The 14,348-nt window shown below is 70.8% G+C and carries 11 protein-coding genes; 4 read left to right on the plus strand and 7 right to left on the minus strand.

Annotated features, from left to right (window positions below; genetic code table 11):
• Positions 1 to 164: 164 nt before the first annotated feature.
• The 3 genes from ABZ135_RS13020 to ABZ135_RS13030 all read right to left on the minus strand — a co-directional run bounded on the left by ABZ135_RS13020 (position 165) and on the right by ABZ135_RS13030 (position 1,995).
• Positions 165 to 1,016 (minus strand): chromosome condensation regulator, encoded by an 852-nt coding sequence (locus tag ABZ135_RS13020; protein ID WP_356694878.1) that lies wholly within the window; start codon positions 1,014 to 1,016, stop codon positions 165 to 167.
• A 140-nt stretch (positions 1,017 to 1,156) separates the two neighbouring features.
• Entirely contained in the window at positions 1,157 to 1,549 is a 393-nt protein-coding gene (locus ABZ135_RS13025; protein ID WP_356694880.1) for a cupin domain-containing protein, read from the minus strand.
• A gap of 29 nt (positions 1,550 to 1,578) precedes the next feature.
• Positions 1,579 to 1,995 (minus strand): CBS domain-containing protein, encoded by a 417-nt coding sequence (locus ABZ135_RS13030; RefSeq protein ID WP_356694882.1) that lies wholly within the window; start codon positions 1,993 to 1,995, stop codon positions 1,579 to 1,581.
• A gap of 230 nt (positions 1,996 to 2,225) precedes the next feature.
• Between ABZ135_RS13030 and ppk2 the strand changes: the two genes are divergently transcribed.
• On the plus strand, positions 2,226 to 3,209 hold the full coding sequence (gene ppk2 / locus ABZ135_RS13035; protein WP_356694884.1) for a polyphosphate kinase 2: 984 nt from the start codon (positions 2,226 to 2,228) through the stop codon (positions 3,207 to 3,209).
• 118 nt (positions 3,210 to 3,327) lie between these two features.
• Positions 3,328 to 4,524 carry a serine hydrolase domain-containing protein gene (locus ABZ135_RS13040; RefSeq protein ID WP_356694886.1) on the plus strand — a complete coding sequence of 399 codons (1,197 nt, stop codon included), beginning with the start codon at positions 3,328 to 3,330 and terminating at the stop codon, positions 4,522 to 4,524.
• 124 nt (positions 4,525 to 4,648) lie between these two features.
• Here ABZ135_RS13040 and ABZ135_RS13045 read toward each other — a convergent pair whose 3' ends face one another.
• Positions 4,649 to 5,521, minus strand: coding sequence for a helix-turn-helix domain-containing protein (locus ABZ135_RS13045; RefSeq protein WP_356694888.1), 873 nt, complete (start codon positions 5,519 to 5,521; stop codon positions 4,649 to 4,651).
• A gap of 147 nt (positions 5,522 to 5,668) precedes the next feature.
• Here ABZ135_RS13045 and ABZ135_RS13050 point away from each other — a divergent pair, with 147 nt between their 5' ends.
• A complete protein-coding gene (locus tag ABZ135_RS13050; RefSeq protein ID WP_356694890.1) occupies positions 5,669 to 6,556 on the plus strand; it encodes an alpha/beta hydrolase in 888 nt (295 codons plus the stop codon).
• Between the two features lie 110 nt (positions 6,557 to 6,666).
• Here ABZ135_RS13050 and ABZ135_RS13055 read toward each other — a convergent pair whose 3' ends face one another.
• Positions 6,667 to 6,789, minus strand: a complete 123-nt coding sequence (locus ABZ135_RS13055) for a hypothetical protein (RefSeq protein ID WP_356694892.1) — start codon at positions 6,787 to 6,789, stop codon at positions 6,667 to 6,669.
• 18 nt (positions 6,790 to 6,807) lie between these two features.
• On the opposite strand from ABZ135_RS13055, the gene ABZ135_RS13060 reads away from it, so the two are divergent.
• On the plus strand, positions 6,808 to 7,230 hold the full coding sequence (locus tag ABZ135_RS13060; protein ID WP_356694894.1) for an STAS domain-containing protein: 423 nt from the start codon (positions 6,808 to 6,810) through the stop codon (positions 7,228 to 7,230).
• 132 nt (positions 7,231 to 7,362) lie between these two features.
• Here ABZ135_RS13060 and ABZ135_RS13065 read toward each other — a convergent pair whose 3' ends face one another.
• Entirely contained in the window at positions 7,363 to 9,852 is a 2,490-nt protein-coding gene (locus ABZ135_RS13065; protein WP_356694896.1) for a SpoIIE family protein phosphatase, read from the minus strand.
• Positions 9,849 to 14,183: a HAMP domain-containing protein gene (locus tag ABZ135_RS13070; RefSeq protein ID WP_356694898.1), complete on the minus strand. Its 4,335-nt coding sequence runs from the start codon at positions 14,181 to 14,183 to the stop codon at positions 9,849 to 9,851. Before ABZ135_RS13070 ends, ABZ135_RS13065 begins: the two co-directional genes overlap by 4 nt.
• Positions 14,184 to 14,348: the final 165 nt, after the last annotated feature.

Genomic DNA, 14,348 nt, shown 5'->3' on the forward strand with positions numbered 1-14,348 from the left:
GCCGGCGAGAGCGCTCGGACGGTGTTGCCGCGAACCTCCGCGAGGAGGCGGCCGGTGCCGTGGCGCGCGTGGGCGGCGGGTGGGCGGCTTCTGTGCGGAGGCGCGGCCCGGGCCGAACCGGGCAGCGTCGAGCCCGCCGACCCGATCCGTGCGGCCTGAAGACCTCAGGGACGCTGGACTCCACACCAGGCATCGACGTCGCACTGCCCGTCGGCGTTGTTCCCCGCGGCCACGACTGTGCCATCGGCACGCAGACCGAGCGTGTGCGTCGAACCGGCCGCCACGGCGACGATGTCGCGCCAGGCGCCGACATCGCACTGCCCGTGTCCGTTGTCTCCCGCTGCGAGGACTCGGCCGGACGCGGTGACACCGACCGTGTGGTGGCTTCCCGCGTCGAGCGCCACCACGTCTCTCCACTCGTCGACGTCGCACGCGCCGGATGCCCGCTCTCCGGTCGCCACCACTCGCCCGTCGGCTCTGAGGCCGACGGTATGGAGACACCCAGCCGAAACGGCGGCCAGGTCACGCCACCCTTCGACGGCACACTGCCCTCGCCTGTTGTTCCCCGCGGCCAGGGCGGTGCCGTCCGACCGGACGCCGACCGAGTGCCAGTCACCGCACGAGAGGGCGACCACCTCGCGCCAGGACCGCACGTCGCACTGTCCTTCCGCACCTCGGCCGACCGCCAGCACACGGCCGTTCGCGAGCAGCCCGAGCGTGCGGCGCCAGCCCGCGGCGATGGCTGTGACGCCCCGCCATCCGGCGACATCACCTTGCCCGTCGGCGTTCCACCCCGTCGCCAGCACGGTGCCGTCCGACCGGAGCGCCACCGTGTGGGACCTGCCCGTGTTCCTCGCGGTGTGGACGTTGCCGGCTGCCACCGCGACGACGTCGTCCCACCGCTCGACACGGCATTCGCCGGCTGAGGTGTGGCCCGCGGCGAGGACGGTTCCATCCCCGCGCCGTCCGACCGAGTGACGCCTTCCGGCCGCCAGCGCCGAGAGGTCGGCGACCATTTCGCCTCCCTGTGATCGGCACGCGTTCGCGACAGGGGCACTTTACTTCCGGCGGGAATCCGAGCGGGGGCCGCTGCCGTCACCGGCGGATGACGGCCCAACCGTGTGGGCCTTCACTCCCTCAGCGTCGGCCGCGCGTCTCAGTGGCCGTCCCTGAGGTGGAAGTCGGCCCAGTCGAATCCCGGTGCGACCACGCAGACGCACAGGGCGGGCTCGGGGCCGGCGCCCCGGGCCGTCTGCCACCGGCCGGCCGGGACGACCGCCCAGAGCGACTCCGGGTCGGCCCCGCCGCCCAGCGTGACGTTCTGGGCGGCGGCCCCGTCGGCTTCGGGGGCGTGGCTGAGACGGAGGGTGCCGCCGCCCTGCCAGAGCCACAGCTCGTCGCTGTCCACCCGGTGCCAGGCGCTGACTTCCCCCGGGAAGAGCAGGTAGTGAATCGCCGTGGCCGCGTGACGCGGCCCGCGGGCCGTCTGGATCCGCTCGGATGCGGCCCACAGGCGCCGGTACCAGCCGCCTTCGGGATGGGGCGACAAGCCTCGGACCGCAGCCGGATCAGGGCGGGTCAATCGGTGGACAGAGCCTCGAGGAGGTCGCCGACCTGGGGGTCGGGCAGCGCGCGGGCGACGTCGGCCTGGGCGACCATGCCGACCAGACGGTGACCGTCGATCACCGGCAGCCGCCGCACCTTGTGCGAGGTCATGGTGCGCAGGATCTCGCCGGCGTCGTCGTCCGCACCGATGGTGACCGCCTCGCCCTGGGCCAGTTCACCGGCCTTCACCTGGGCAGGGTCCTTGCCCGCGCCGAGCACCTTCACGACGATGTCCCGGTCGGTGAGCATGCCCTTCAGCTTGTCGTCGGTGCCGCAGATCGGCAGGGCACCCACGCCCATCTGCGTCATCTTCTTCGCGGCCTCCAGGACCGTCTCCTCGGCACCGATGCACTCCGCGCCCTCGGTCATGATCTCGCGTGCGGTCGTCATCACACTTCCTTCCTGCCGTATGCGTGTCCGTGTCCGTGTCCGCCGCACCGGCTCGATGCACCAGGCGGCAGAGTTCACGTCTGCCCTGCCCGCGGAGCGCATAACGCCCTCCCGTCTTCCTCACCCCGGTGCAGCACTCCCGCCCGGGCTACGAGTCGCCGAGGAACCGTGCCCGGGTGCCCGGCCGGTCTGGGATCCATACAAGTGGATCGCGGGGGTAAGCGCGGGGCGTGAACGAGCAGAAGTCGCCGCGGGCGAAGGCCGAGGATCTCCTGGCAGGGCTCAGCGTGGACGATCGGCGGCCGGAAGAGCCTGTGCTGCTGGACTCCTCCGGCGCTCCGATCCGTACCTGGCAGGAGAACTACCCGTACGACCACAAGATCCGTCGTGCCGAGTACGAGCGGACCAAGCGGATCCTGCAGATCGAGCTGCTGAAGCTGCAGCGCTGGGTTAAGGAGACCGGGGCGCGGCTGGTGGTGATCTGCGAGGGGCGGGACGCGGCGGGCAAGGGCGGCACGATCCAGCGGTTCACGGAACGGCTCAACCCTCGCGGGGCGCGGATCGTGGCCCTGGACAAGCCGACCGAGCGGGAGGCGGGGCAGTGGTACTTCCAGCGGTACGTCGCCCACCTGCCGGCCGCCGGCGAGATCGTGTTCTTCGACCGCTCCTGGTACAACCGGGCCGGCGTCGAGAAGGTCATGGGGTTCTGCACCCCTGAGCAGTACGAGCTGTTCCTGCGACAGTGCCCCGCCTTCGAGGCCATGCTCGTGGAGGACGGGATCCTGCTGGTCAAGTTCTGGTTCTCGGTCTCCCGCTCCGAACAGCGCACCCGCTTCGCGATCCGCCAGGTCGATCCGGTCCGGCAGTGGAAACTCTCCCCCACCGATCTCGCCTCACTGGATCTGTGGGACGCCTACACCGCGGCGAAGGTCGAGATGTTCCGCGCGACCGACACCGACCACGCACCGTGGACCGTCGTCAAGAGCAACGACAAACGACGCGGCCGCCTCGAAGCCATGCGCAGCCTGCTGTGGCGCATCGACTACGACCGCAAGGACGAGACGGCGGTAGGCCGCCCCGACGACCTCATCGTCGGCGCCGCCGACACGCTCCTGGAGGCCGGCGAGGAACCCACCGACCTCTCCCCCACTCCCCTGGCCGGCCCTTCCCTCGGCCCCGGCCTTCACCCCGATCCCGAGAGCCCCGCTCCCTGACGCCTGTCTCGGCCGGATGGAGCAACGGGAAGGCGGCCGCCGGTGAGGCGGCGGATGCTGGGGCGAACCGCATTCACGGGCGCGTGTTCGCCCCGCGTCACATCGAGAAGGAGCCCCTGTGCCGGCACGCTCTGGAATCCGTACGCGCTCACGCTCGCGGGCGCTCGCGCGGCTGTCCGTCACCGCTCTCGCCGCGGCCGCCGCGCTCGGCGGGCTCGTGCAGCCCGTGCAGGCGTCCGGTACGCCCCCGCCCTCCGACAAGGCCCTGCGCAAGCTGCTGGACGATCTCGTCCGGACGCCCGGCGGGCCGCCCGGGGTGATCGCCCTGATGCAGGTGGGTGACCGCACAGCGGTCCACCGGGCCGGTGTGGCCGATACGACGACGGGCCGGCCGCCGCGGGCGACCGATCACATGCGGATCGCGAGCGTCGCGAAGGCGTTCAGCGGGGCGGTCGCCCTGCGTCTGGTGGACCGGCACCGGCTGAGCCTCGACGACACGATCGGCCGGGTCCTTCCCGGACTGCCCAGCGCGTGGCACGAGGTGACGCTGCGCCAGCTTCTGAGTCACACGAGCGGGTTGCCCGACTTCTCGCGGGCCCCGGAGTTCGTCGAGATCGTGGTCGCGGACCCGAGGCATCGTTTCGACTCGCGCAGGCTGCTCGACTTCGTCGCCGACGAGGGGCTGGAGTTCCCGCCGGGGTCCCGTTACGCGTACTCGAATTCCGACAACATCGCCGTCGCGCTGATGGCGGAGGCGGTGACCGGACTGCCGTACGAGCGGCTCCTGGAGCAGCTCGTGTACCGGCCCCTCGACCTGCGGGAGACCACCCTGCCGCAGGGCTTTCGGATGCCGAGGCCGTACCTGCACGGCTACGACGTCACACCGCCCGCGCCGCCCGAGGACGTCAGCGAGGCCCTCAGCGCATCGGGCGTCTGGGCCTCCGGCGGCATCGTGTCCACGCCGAAGGACCTGAACGCGTTCATGCGGGCGTGGGCGGGCGACCATGGCTACCTGTCCGAGGAGACCCGGCGCCAGCAGCGGCGGTTCATCCCCGGCGCGGCCTCCGAGCCCGCCGGGCCGGGGACGAACGCGGGCGGACTGGCCGTCTTCCGCTACACGACGCGTTGCGGCACGGTCTACGGGCACACCGGCAACTTCCCCGGCTACACCCAACTCGCCGCCGCCACGGCGGACGGCCGACGCTCCCTCACCTTCTCGATCAACACCCAGATCAACAAGTCCCTGAAGCCGGACCTGCTGGCGAAGGTGCGCGCCGTGCAGGAGGACTTCGTCTGCGCCCTGCTGCGGCGCTGACGGGCAGGGCGCACGACGGTCATCCGGATGGAGTATGCCCGCGATGATCTCGAAGAGGTCACAAGGATCCGCGAGCGCTGAGTGACGGTCCGCTGCTCCTCGAAGAGATCGGTCGCCGTGGTGCTCACGAAGGTTGCGGACTCCGGGCCGTGCCGTGGGCCAGGTCGGCCAGGCGTTCCGCGTCTGAGGTGCCGGGTTCGGCCGACCAGAGCACGAGTTGCTGTTCTGGTGCGCCGGCGTAGCGGAAGGTGTCCCAGTCGAGGGTGAGTTCGCCTGCGAGGGAGTGGGTGATGCGTTTGCTGCCGAAGTCCTGGTGCGCGACGCGGTGTTCGGCCCACCAGACCCGGAATTGCTGATCGGCCACGGCCAGCTCGCCCACAAGAGCTGTGAGGGCTGGATCGGTCGGATTCGTTCCGGCTTCCATCCGCAGGACTTCGACACATGTGCGGGCCACGTCTTCCCATTCCGGATAGATTTCGCGCATCACCGGGTCGGTGAAGACCATGCGGACGTAGTTGCGCTCGGACTCGGGCACAGCCGCGAAGTCGCACAGCAGCTCCGCTGCCAGTGGGTTCCACGCGAGGATGTCGAGGCGTGGACCGAAAACGATGGCGGGTGTACTGGTGAGCTGGCCGAGCAGCCGGGTCAGGTGCGGGTGCACTTTGGGGCGAGGGGGCCGACGCGGCGTCTTGCGGTGGCCGGCCCGCGCGGCCTGGTCGACCAGTCCTTCCACGTACGTCCGCTGGTCGCCGTCCAGCCGCAGCTCCCGCGCCAGGGACTCGAGCACCGGTGGCGAGGGTGCCAGTCGGCCCTGCTCGATGCGTACGTAGTAGTCGGTACTGATCGCGGCGAGCTCAGCCACTTCCTCACGGCGCAGCCCCCGCACACGGCGCTGGGTGTGCGTGCGCTCGGGAAGCCCGACCTGCGCCGGTGTGAGCTCACCACGGCGATGCCTGAGGAATGCACCGAGCTCACGAAGGTGCGCGGAATCAGCCATTCCTCCAGCATGGCACCGGGGGAAAAGCTCTGCCTGGGAGAGATCCTTCCCAGGAAGGATCTCGTCCTTCCTGGGCACCGCCGTCGGCTGGACAGTGGATACAGGCCCGCAGATCGCCGGCCGCCAGTGATCCCTCAGGAGCAGAAAATGAGGACCGACGTCCGATTCCCGACCAACGGCCTGCAGCTCGCCGGCCACCTCTACCTTCCCGAGAACGGCGACGGCCCGCTCGCCGCCATCGTCATCGGCCACCAGACGACCGGGGTCAAGGAGCAGTCACCGGCGGTGTACGCCTCGCGCCTGGTCGAGGAAGGGTTCGCCGTCCTGACCTTCGACGCCGCCTTCCAGGGCGAGTCCGAGGGCATGCCCCGCGGCCTGGAGGACCCCTTCCAGCGCGCCGAGGACTTCCGCGCGGCGGTCTCCTACCTCACCACGCGACCCGAGATCGATCCGGACCGCATCGGCGTGATGGGCGTGTGCGGCTCGGGCGCCTACGCGCCCTACGCCGCCCAGACGGACCACCGCATGAAGGCCGTGGCAGGCGTCTCCGGAACCGACGTTCCCAGTTTCTTCCGCGGCGCCGACCCCGAGGGCTGGCAGCAGATGGTGGCGAACTCCGGGAACCTGCGCAGCGCCGAGGCCGCCGGCGAGCCCGCGGCGACGTTTGCCGTGCTGCCGGAGAAGGCCGATGCCGAGACGCCCGCCCCGGTCGCCGAGTTCATCGACTACTACAAGACGCCCCGCGGCAGGCACCCGCGCTCCACGGGAGACGTGGTCGTGCGCAGCGCGGATCTCCTCGACCAGTTCGATTCCTTCGCCGACGTCGCCAAGATCGCGCCTCGCCCGCTGCTCATGATCGCCGGCACCGAGGCGGTGACCCGCGGGTTCTCGGAGAAGGCCGTCACCGACAGCCCCGGCAACGCCGAGCTGTTCCTCGTCGACGGCGCCACCCACGTCGATCTGTACGACCGCGACCCGTACGTGACGCCTGCCGTCGCCAAGCTGGTCGAGTTCTTCGGCAAGCACCTCGCCTGAGCCGGCGAGCGTGAGCCGCCCTTCAGCGCCTCAGGGCCGACGGAGCCCGGCGCCCGGCGCCCGGCTGATATTTGTCGGATGACAAGATACTGAGGCAGTGTGGGGGTCGATCACTCGCGGGTCGCGTCGACGAGGCGGGCCCCGTGAGGGGCGTCGCTGGGAGGCGTCCGCTGTGCTGCCTCGGGGCCGCGCTGCCAGTCGGTGATCCGGTGCTCGGTTCGGACCGCGCACATTCACAGAAAGCAGGCACCATGACCGTTCGAGAAGAGAACCTGGACATAGAGGTCGAGGTGTGGGACGCCGTCACGGCCATTCTGACCGTCGGCGGTGAGATGGACGTCGAGACGGCCACGTTCGTGCACCACCACATCGCCAATCAGTTCCTGCACGGGCGCCGTCATCTCGTGCTGGATCTCTCGGCTCTGACCTTCATGGATTCCTCGGGTCTCAACGTGGTGATCAAGGGAGCCCGAGAAGCCCGGGAGAGGGGCGGGGACCTGCACCTGGTGGCGCCGATGCCCGCTGTGCGCCGCCTCCTCGAGATCACGGGGCTCACGGTGACGACCCCGCTCCACGCGGACCTCGACGAAGCGCTCGCCGCCGTACGGAAGATGGATTCCGCCGTGGCGGCTCAGGTTCGGCCGCCCGTGAGCCAGGAGAGCACGCGGGAATAGCCCCGCAGCGGCCGCCTGGAGGTTCCGCCCGGGATCACACCCGCGTGCGGAACTCTCCATATCCGCGTCCACATCCGCGTCCACGTCCGGGGCCCGCGGCGCACGAAGCGTTCCCTGCGCCGCCTCCCCCGTTCACGAGACCTTGATGCCGATGAGGCAGGTGTCGTCGTCGGTGTCCGACTTGCTGTGCAGCAGCAGCCTGTCGAGCCGGCGTTCCAGTGAGGGGGCCGGGTCCTTGGCCGCGGTGAGGAGCTGGGACAGGGAGTCCTGGACCGCTGTGTCCCGGCGTTCCACGAGGCCGTCGGTGTACATCAGGAGGGTGTCACCCAGTTCGAGCTGCACCTCGCCCTCCTCGAACTCCGCCTCGGGAAGGGCGCCCAGGAGGAGCCCTTTGAGCAGCGGGAGGGTGCCGGCTTCCGCGCCGCGGACCAGGACCGGGGGCAGGTGGCCCGCCCGGGCCCAGCGCAGGACGCGGGTGTCGGGGTCGTACACGCCGCACACGGCGGTCGCGGTGACCTGTTCGCTGAGGTGGTGCGCCACGATGTTGAGCCAGGACAGCAACTGGCCGGGGCCGGCGCCGGTGACGGCGAGGCCGCGCATGGCGTTGCGCAGGACGACCATGCCGGTCGCCGCCTCTATGCCGTGGCCGGCGACGTCGCCGACGCACAGCAGGACGCGCTTGGACGGCAGGACGACGGTGTCGTACCAGTCGCCGCCGACGAGGGACTCCGCCTCGGCGGGGCGGTAGCGCACGGCGACGTCCAGGCCCGGGGCGTCGAGAGGGGCGCGGGTCGGGGGCATGATGGCGTGCTGGAGCTGGAGCGCCAGCCGGTTGCGTTCCGCCGACTCCTGCTCGGTCTGGGCGAGCTGGTCGCGGGTGGCGGCGAGGGCGACCTCGGTCCAGTGCTGGGAGGAGATGTCCTGGTAGGCGCCGCGCACGGCGAGGAGCCGGTCGTCGGCGTCGAGGACCGGCTCGGCGATGACCCGGATGTGACGGGTGACCCCGTCGGGCCGCTGCAGGCGGAAGGCCGTCGAGGTGGCGCGGCGGTGGTGCAGCACCGCCCGGAGGAAGCGGCCGATGGCCACGGCGTCGTCGGCGTGCGCGTACTCGGCCAGGTCCTGGAGGGACACGGGGCTGTCGGTGATCGCCCGCCCGTAGAGGGCGAAGAGCTGCCCGTTCCAGGTGATGTCGCCGGTGACGAAGTTCTCTTCGAAGCCGCCGATGCGCCCCAGGCGCTGGGCGTGCTGGAGGAGGCTGGCCAGCCGTGCCGTCTCGTCCTCGATGCGCCAGATGAGCAGGACGCTGTCGGCGTGCCGGCTGATGCTGAGGTCGGCGACGGTGGCCAGCGGCACCTGGTCCACCAGGGCGGTGAGCGTCATGCGCTGGGCGCGGAAGGGCTCTCCGGTGGCGTAGACGCGTTCGATCTTCTCGAAGAGTTCGCTGTCCCCGGCGGCCGTCGGGTACGCCTCCAGGAGCAGAGCGCCGTGGACGGCGCTTCGGGGGCGCCCGGCGGGGTCGAGGAAACGGCTGTTGGCGTGACGGATGCGGAAGTCCGCGAGCCGGCCCTCGCCGTCGAGCTGCGGTGTGAGGACCAGGGCGGGGTCGTACAGGCCGTCGGCGAGGTCGATGAGTTCCGATACGTCGGCCGAATCGCGGGGGCCCGTCAGGAGCCCGGCGTAGGGCAGGTTCTCGAGCGTGTGCGCGCTCAGTTCGGCGAGAGCTTCGATCTGCCGGGTGATCGCCGGGGGGTGCGGTGTGAGCGCCTCGGGCCAGCAGATCTCCAGGACTCCGTGGATACGGCCTCCGGTCCCGGCGGGCACGGCTACGCGGCCGCCGCCCAGGGACTGGGCGCGGCCGATCGTGGGCAGGCCCATCGCGGAGAGGGCCTCGATCCGGACGATGCGCCGCTCGTCGAGGGCCTGCCGGGCGACGGTCGCGACGCCCGGCGGGACGTACCGCCAGCGGTTCGCCTCGTCGTCGCCGAATCCGGCGTGGCCGCACAGGGTGAGGGAGGCGTCCAGGCCCGCCGCCCAGATGGCGACGGCGGTCGCTCCGAGCGGGGCGAGGGCGTGTTCCAGGAGGGATTCGGCGACGGCCTGGGTGTCGCTCGCGGCGAGCGCGGCGCTCTCGGCGGTGCGCAGGCGCACGGCGACGGAGGGTGCCGGCTCGCTCTCCTGTCCGGTCGCGTGCCGGACGAAGTCCTCCGCCACGGAGGCGACCTGGTCGCGAGCGGCCTGGTTGACGATGTCGGCGGCCAGTTCGAGCGAGGACACACCGGCCTGCCGTGCCAGTTCGGTCAACTGGCGCGCGGCGTGCGCCGGGCCGCACCCGAGCCGCTCGATCATCACTCCCTTGGCGAGCTCGATCAGGGCGCGGCCCTCGGCGGCGGCGTGGGCCGCGCGTACTTCCGCGCGCAGTCGTTCCACGGTGGCCGCGAGGCGGCCGACCGTGGACTCGCGCTGCCCGGCCGGCGATGCCTCGGCCTGCGTGGCCACGGCCGTCGTGGCGGCGTCGGGCCGGGCCGCCGTGCGGTCCGCTCCGGGGGCGGGTTCGACGTCGCCGGGGCCCTGCTTCGTCCGCCAGGCCGGCTCTTGGCCCTTGGACGTCTCCAGGTCGGTCATGCCCTCACCCGCGCGTCCTGCTGCGGGTCCAGCCAGCGACGGACACAGGCGATGAGGTCATTGGCGTCGACGGGCTTGGTGACGTAGTCGCTGGCACCCGAGGCGAGGCTCTTCTCGCGGTCCCCCGGCATGGCCTTGGCCGTGACGGTGATGATGGGCAGGTCGGCGTGTTCGGGCATCCGCCGGATCTCGGCGGTGGCGGTGTAGCCGTCCATCTCCGGCATCATCACGTCCATGAGGATCAGGTCGATCTCCGGGTGGGCGGCCAGTGTCTCGATGCCCTGGCGGCCGTTCTCCGCGTGGAGGACCTGGATGCCGTGCATCTCGAGGATCCCGCTGAGCGCGAACAGGTTGCGCGCGTCGTCGTCGACGACGAGGACGGTCCGGCCGTGCAGGGACGCGTCCACGCTCGGCGAGGTCTGCGGGCCGCTTTCCTCCATGCGGACCAGGGGCACGACGTCGCCCGGCTGTTCGGCGGAGAGGTACAGGGCGATCCGTTCGCGCAGTTCGTCCAGGCTGGAGAGCAGTTCGAGGGGCCGCTTGCGGGCCCGCTCCTGCATGGTCGCCTCGAAGGCCGGGTCGAGACGCCGGTTGTTGTGCGCGAGGACGGGGACGGTGCGCAGCGCGGCGTCGCCGTCCATCGCGTCGAGGAAGTGCATGGCGTCGCTGTCCGGCCGGTCGAGTTCGAGTACGACACAGTGGACGGGTGCGGTCGCCAGGGCGCCGGCGGCCTCCTCGGGTCCGACCGCGGCCACGAGTTCGATGGTGTCGCGGTCGTGGCCGCCGGCGAGCTCGGCGACGGCGCTTTCGGCGACGAGGGAGAGCAGTCCGCGTGGGCGCTCCTCGATCACGAGCAGTCTGCGGGGCTTGCGCGGCTCGATCTCCGTACGGCCGGGCCTGCGGCTGCCGGACGACTCCTCCGCCGCTCCGGAGCCCGCCGTCCCGGAGCCGACGATGCCGGTGTCGGCGGCCGTGGTCCGGTCGGTCTCCCGCTGGAAGCCGGGCCGGGTGCAGGGGAGGTAGAGGGTGAAGGTGCTGCCCTGGCCGGGGGTGCTCTCCGCGGTCAGCGCGCCGCCGAGCAGGTGCGCGATCTCGCGGCTGATGGAGAGGCCGAGGCCCGTACCGCCGTATTTGCGGCTGGTGGTGCCGTCCGCCTGCTGGAAGGCGCCGAAGATGGCCTCCAGGTGCTGTTCGGCGATGCCGATGCCGGTGTCCTTGACGCGGAACGCCAGTACGGGGCCGCCGTCGCGGTGGACGGAGGCCGGCAGGGTCGCTTCGGCGGCTCGTTCGATCCGCAGCTCCACGCTGCCCTCTTCGGTGAACTTGACCGCGTTGGAGATCAGGTTCCGCAGGACCTGGCGCAGCCGGGAGTCGTCGGTGACGAGGTCCGTCGGGACGCCCGGGGCGGTGGTGATCGTGAAGTCGAGGCTCTTCTGGGTCGTCATGGGCCGGAAGGTGGCTTCGACGTAGTCCAGGAGCTGCCGCAGGGCGACGCGCTCGGGGTTGATGTCCATCTTGCCGGCCTCGACCTTGGACAGGTCGAGGATGTCGTTGATCAACTGCAGCAGGTCGGATCCCGCCGAGTGGATGATGCCCGCGTACTCGACCTGCTTGGCGGTGAGGTTGCGGGTCGGGTTCTGGGCGAGCAACTGGGCGAGGATCAGGAGGCTGTTGAGCGGGGTGCGGAGTTCGTGGCTCATGTTGGCGAGGAACTCGGACTTGTACTTCGAGGCCAGCGAGAGCTGCTGGGCGCGGTCCTCGAGTTCCTGGCGGGCCTGCTCGATCTCCAGGTTCTTGCCCTCGATGTCGCTGTTCTGGGCGGCCAGCAGCGCCGCCTTCTCCTCCAGCTCGGCGTTGGAGCGCTGCAGTTCCTGCTTCTGGACCTGCAGTTCCTCGGAGCGTGCCTGGAGTTCGAGGGCGAGCCGCTGGGACTCGTCGAGCAGTTCGTCGGTGCGGGCGTTGGCCACGATGGTGTTGACGTTGACCCCGACCGTCTCCATGAGCTGTTCGAGGAAGTCGCGGTGGATGGGCGTGAAGGCGGTGAAGGAGCCCAGCTCGATGACGCCGAGGACCTGGTCGTCCACCACGATGGGCAGCACGATCAGGCTGCCGGGCTCGATGCGGCCGAGCCCGCAGGAGATGCCGATGTAGTCGGCGGGGACTCCGTCGACGGCGATGGTGCGGCGGCTGCGGGCGGCCTGGCCGACCAGGGACTCCCCCAGCTTGAAGCGGTCATGGCCCGCGATGTCGGTGGGGCGGCCGTAGGAGCCGATGAGTCGCAGTTCCGTGCCGTCGGGAGCCTCTTCGGCCAGGTAGAACGCCCCGTACTGGGCCGACACGAGCGGGGTGAGCCGGTCCATGACGAGGTCGGCGACGACGGCCAGATCACGGTGGCCCTGCATGAGGCCGGAGATCAGGGCGAGGCTGGACTTGAGCCAGTCCTGTTCCTCGTTGGCCCGGGTCGTCTCCCGCAGGGATCCGACCATCGCGTTGATGTTGTCCTTGAGCTCGGCCACCTCCCCGGAGGCGTCGACGGTGATCGAGCGGGTCAGGTCGCCCTCGGCGACCGCGCTCGCGACCTCCGCGATGGCACGGACCTGGCGGGTCAGGTTGCCGGCCAGCTCGTTGACGTTCTCGGTCAGGCGCTTCCAGGTGCCGGAGACGCCCTCGACCTCGGCCTGGCCGCCGAGCCGGCCCTCGCTGCCGACCTCCCGGGCCACGCGCGTGACCTCGGCGGCGAACGAGGAGAGCTGGTCCACCATCGTGTTGATGGTGGTCTTCAGCTCCAGGATCTCGCCCCGGGCGTCGACGTCGATCTTCTTCGAGAGGTCGCCGTTGGCGACGGCGGTGGTGACGAGGGCGATGTTGCGGACCTGACCGGTCAGGTTGTTCGCCATGGAGTTGACGTTGTCGGTGAGGTCCTTCCAGGTGCCGGCCACGTTGGGCACGCGCGCCTGGCCGCCGAGGCGGCCCTCCGTGCCGACCTCTCGGGCCACGCGGGTCACCTCGTCCGCGAACGCGGAGAGGGTGTCCACCATGGTGTTGATCACGGCGGCGAGTGCCGCGACCTCGCCCTTGGCCTCGACCGTGATCTTCCGTGACAGGTCGCCGCGCGCCACCGCCGTGGCGACCTGGGCGATGGAGCGCACCTGCCCGGTCAGGTTGGACGCCATCACGTTGACGTTGTCGGTGAGGTCCTTCCACGTGCCGGAGGCGCCTCGTACGGTGGCCTGGCCGCCGAGATTGCCTTCGGTGCCGACCTCGCGAGCGACCCGGGTAACCTCGTCGGCGAACGCGGAGAGCTGGTCGACCATCGTGTTGATGGTCTCCTTCAGCTCCAGGATCTCGCCCCGCGCGGTCACCGTGATCTTCTGCGACAGGTCTCCCTGCGCCACCGCCGTGGCGACCTGCGCGATGGAGCGGACCTGGGCGGTCAGATTCCCGGCCATGAAGTTCACGGAGTCGGTCAGGTCCCGCCAGGTGCCCGAGACACCCTTCACATCGGCCTGGCCGCCGAGGATGCCCTCGGTGCCGACCTCGCGGGCCATACGGGTCACCTCGTCGGCGAACGACGAGAGCTGGTCGACCATCGTGTTGATGGTCTCCTTCAGCTCCAGGATCTCGCCCCGCGCGGTCACCGTGATCTTCTGCGACAGGTCTCCCTGCGCCACCGCCGTGGTGACCTGCGCGATGTTGCGGACCTGGGCGGTCAGATTCCCGGCCATGAAGTTGACCGAGTCGGTCAGGTCCCGCCAGGTGCCCGAGACGCCCTTCACATCGGCCTGGCCGCCGAGATTGCCCTCGGTACCCACTTCGCGGGCGACGCGGGTGACCTCGTCGGCGAACGCGGAGAGCTGGTCGACCATCGTGTTGATGGTCTTCTTCAGCTCCAGGATCTCGCCGCGGGCGTCCACGTCGATCTTCTGCGACAGGTCTCCCCTGGCGACCGCGGTGGCGACCTGGGCAATGTCGCGGACCTGCGTGGTGAGGTTGCCCGCCATGGCGTTCACCGAGTCGGTCAGATCGGCCCAGGTGCCGGAGACGCCGGGCACCACGGCCTGTCCGCCCAGGGTGCCTTCCGTGCCGACCTCACGGGCGACGCGGGTCACCTCGGAGGTGAAGAGGGCGAGCTGGTCGACCATGCCGTTGAAGACCGTGGCGATCTCGCCGAGCAGGCCGTCCGCGTCGTCCGGCAGGCGGGTGCCGAAGTCACCGTCGCGTACCGCCGTCAGCCCGGCCAGCAACTGCCGCAGCTCCGGCTCGCCCACCTTGCCCGCACCGCGCGCGCGTGTCCGGGGAGCACGCGCGTTGTCGACCGTCGTCTCAACCATGACCATTCCTCGTTGAACGCTGCCAGGAGCCCCGCCGGTGAGCCGGACACCGCCACGGCCTGGACAGGCCGCCCCCCTCGTTCGGCATTTACTTGCCGTACGACAAATACGAGGCAGCCTACCCCGTCGGAGTGAGAGCGGAAAGCCGCGGTCCGGCCACCGCTT

Origin of the sequence: Streptomyces sp. NPDC006339 (assembly GCF_040612775.1) — a bacterium.
Taxonomy (GTDB): domain Bacteria; phylum Actinomycetota; class Actinomycetes; order Streptomycetales; family Streptomycetaceae; genus Streptomyces.

What these genes read in the sequence shown, in the direction of transcription:
- ABZ135_RS13070 (WP_356694898.1), bottom strand. Translation starts at nt 14,183, where the DNA reads ATGGTTGAGACGACGGTCGACAACGCGCGTGCTCCCCGGACACGCGCG.
- ABZ135_RS13020 (WP_356694878.1), bottom strand. Translation starts at nt 1,016, where the DNA reads ATGGTCGCCGACCTCTCGGCGCTGGCGGCCGGAAGGCGTCACTCGGTC.
- ABZ135_RS13030 (WP_356694882.1), bottom strand. Translation starts at nt 1,995, where the DNA reads ATGACGACCGCACGCGAGATCATGACCGAGGGCGCGGAGTGCATCGGT.
- ABZ135_RS13060 (WP_356694894.1), top strand. Translation starts at nt 6,808, where the DNA reads ATGACCGTTCGAGAAGAGAACCTGGACATAGAGGTCGAGGTGTGGGAC.
- ABZ135_RS13055 (WP_356694892.1), bottom strand. Translation starts at nt 6,789, where the DNA reads ATGTGCGCGGTCCGAACCGAGCACCGGATCACCGACTGGCAGCGCGGC.
- ABZ135_RS13045 (WP_356694888.1), bottom strand. Translation starts at nt 5,521, where the DNA reads ATGGCTGATTCCGCGCACCTTCGTGAGCTCGGTGCATTCCTCAGGCAT.
- ABZ135_RS13065 (WP_356694896.1), bottom strand. Translation starts at nt 9,852, where the DNA reads ATGACCGACCTGGAGACGTCCAAGGGCCAAGAGCCGGCCTGGCGGACG.
- ABZ135_RS13050 (WP_356694890.1), top strand. Translation starts at nt 5,669, where the DNA reads ATGAGGACCGACGTCCGATTCCCGACCAACGGCCTGCAGCTCGCCGGC.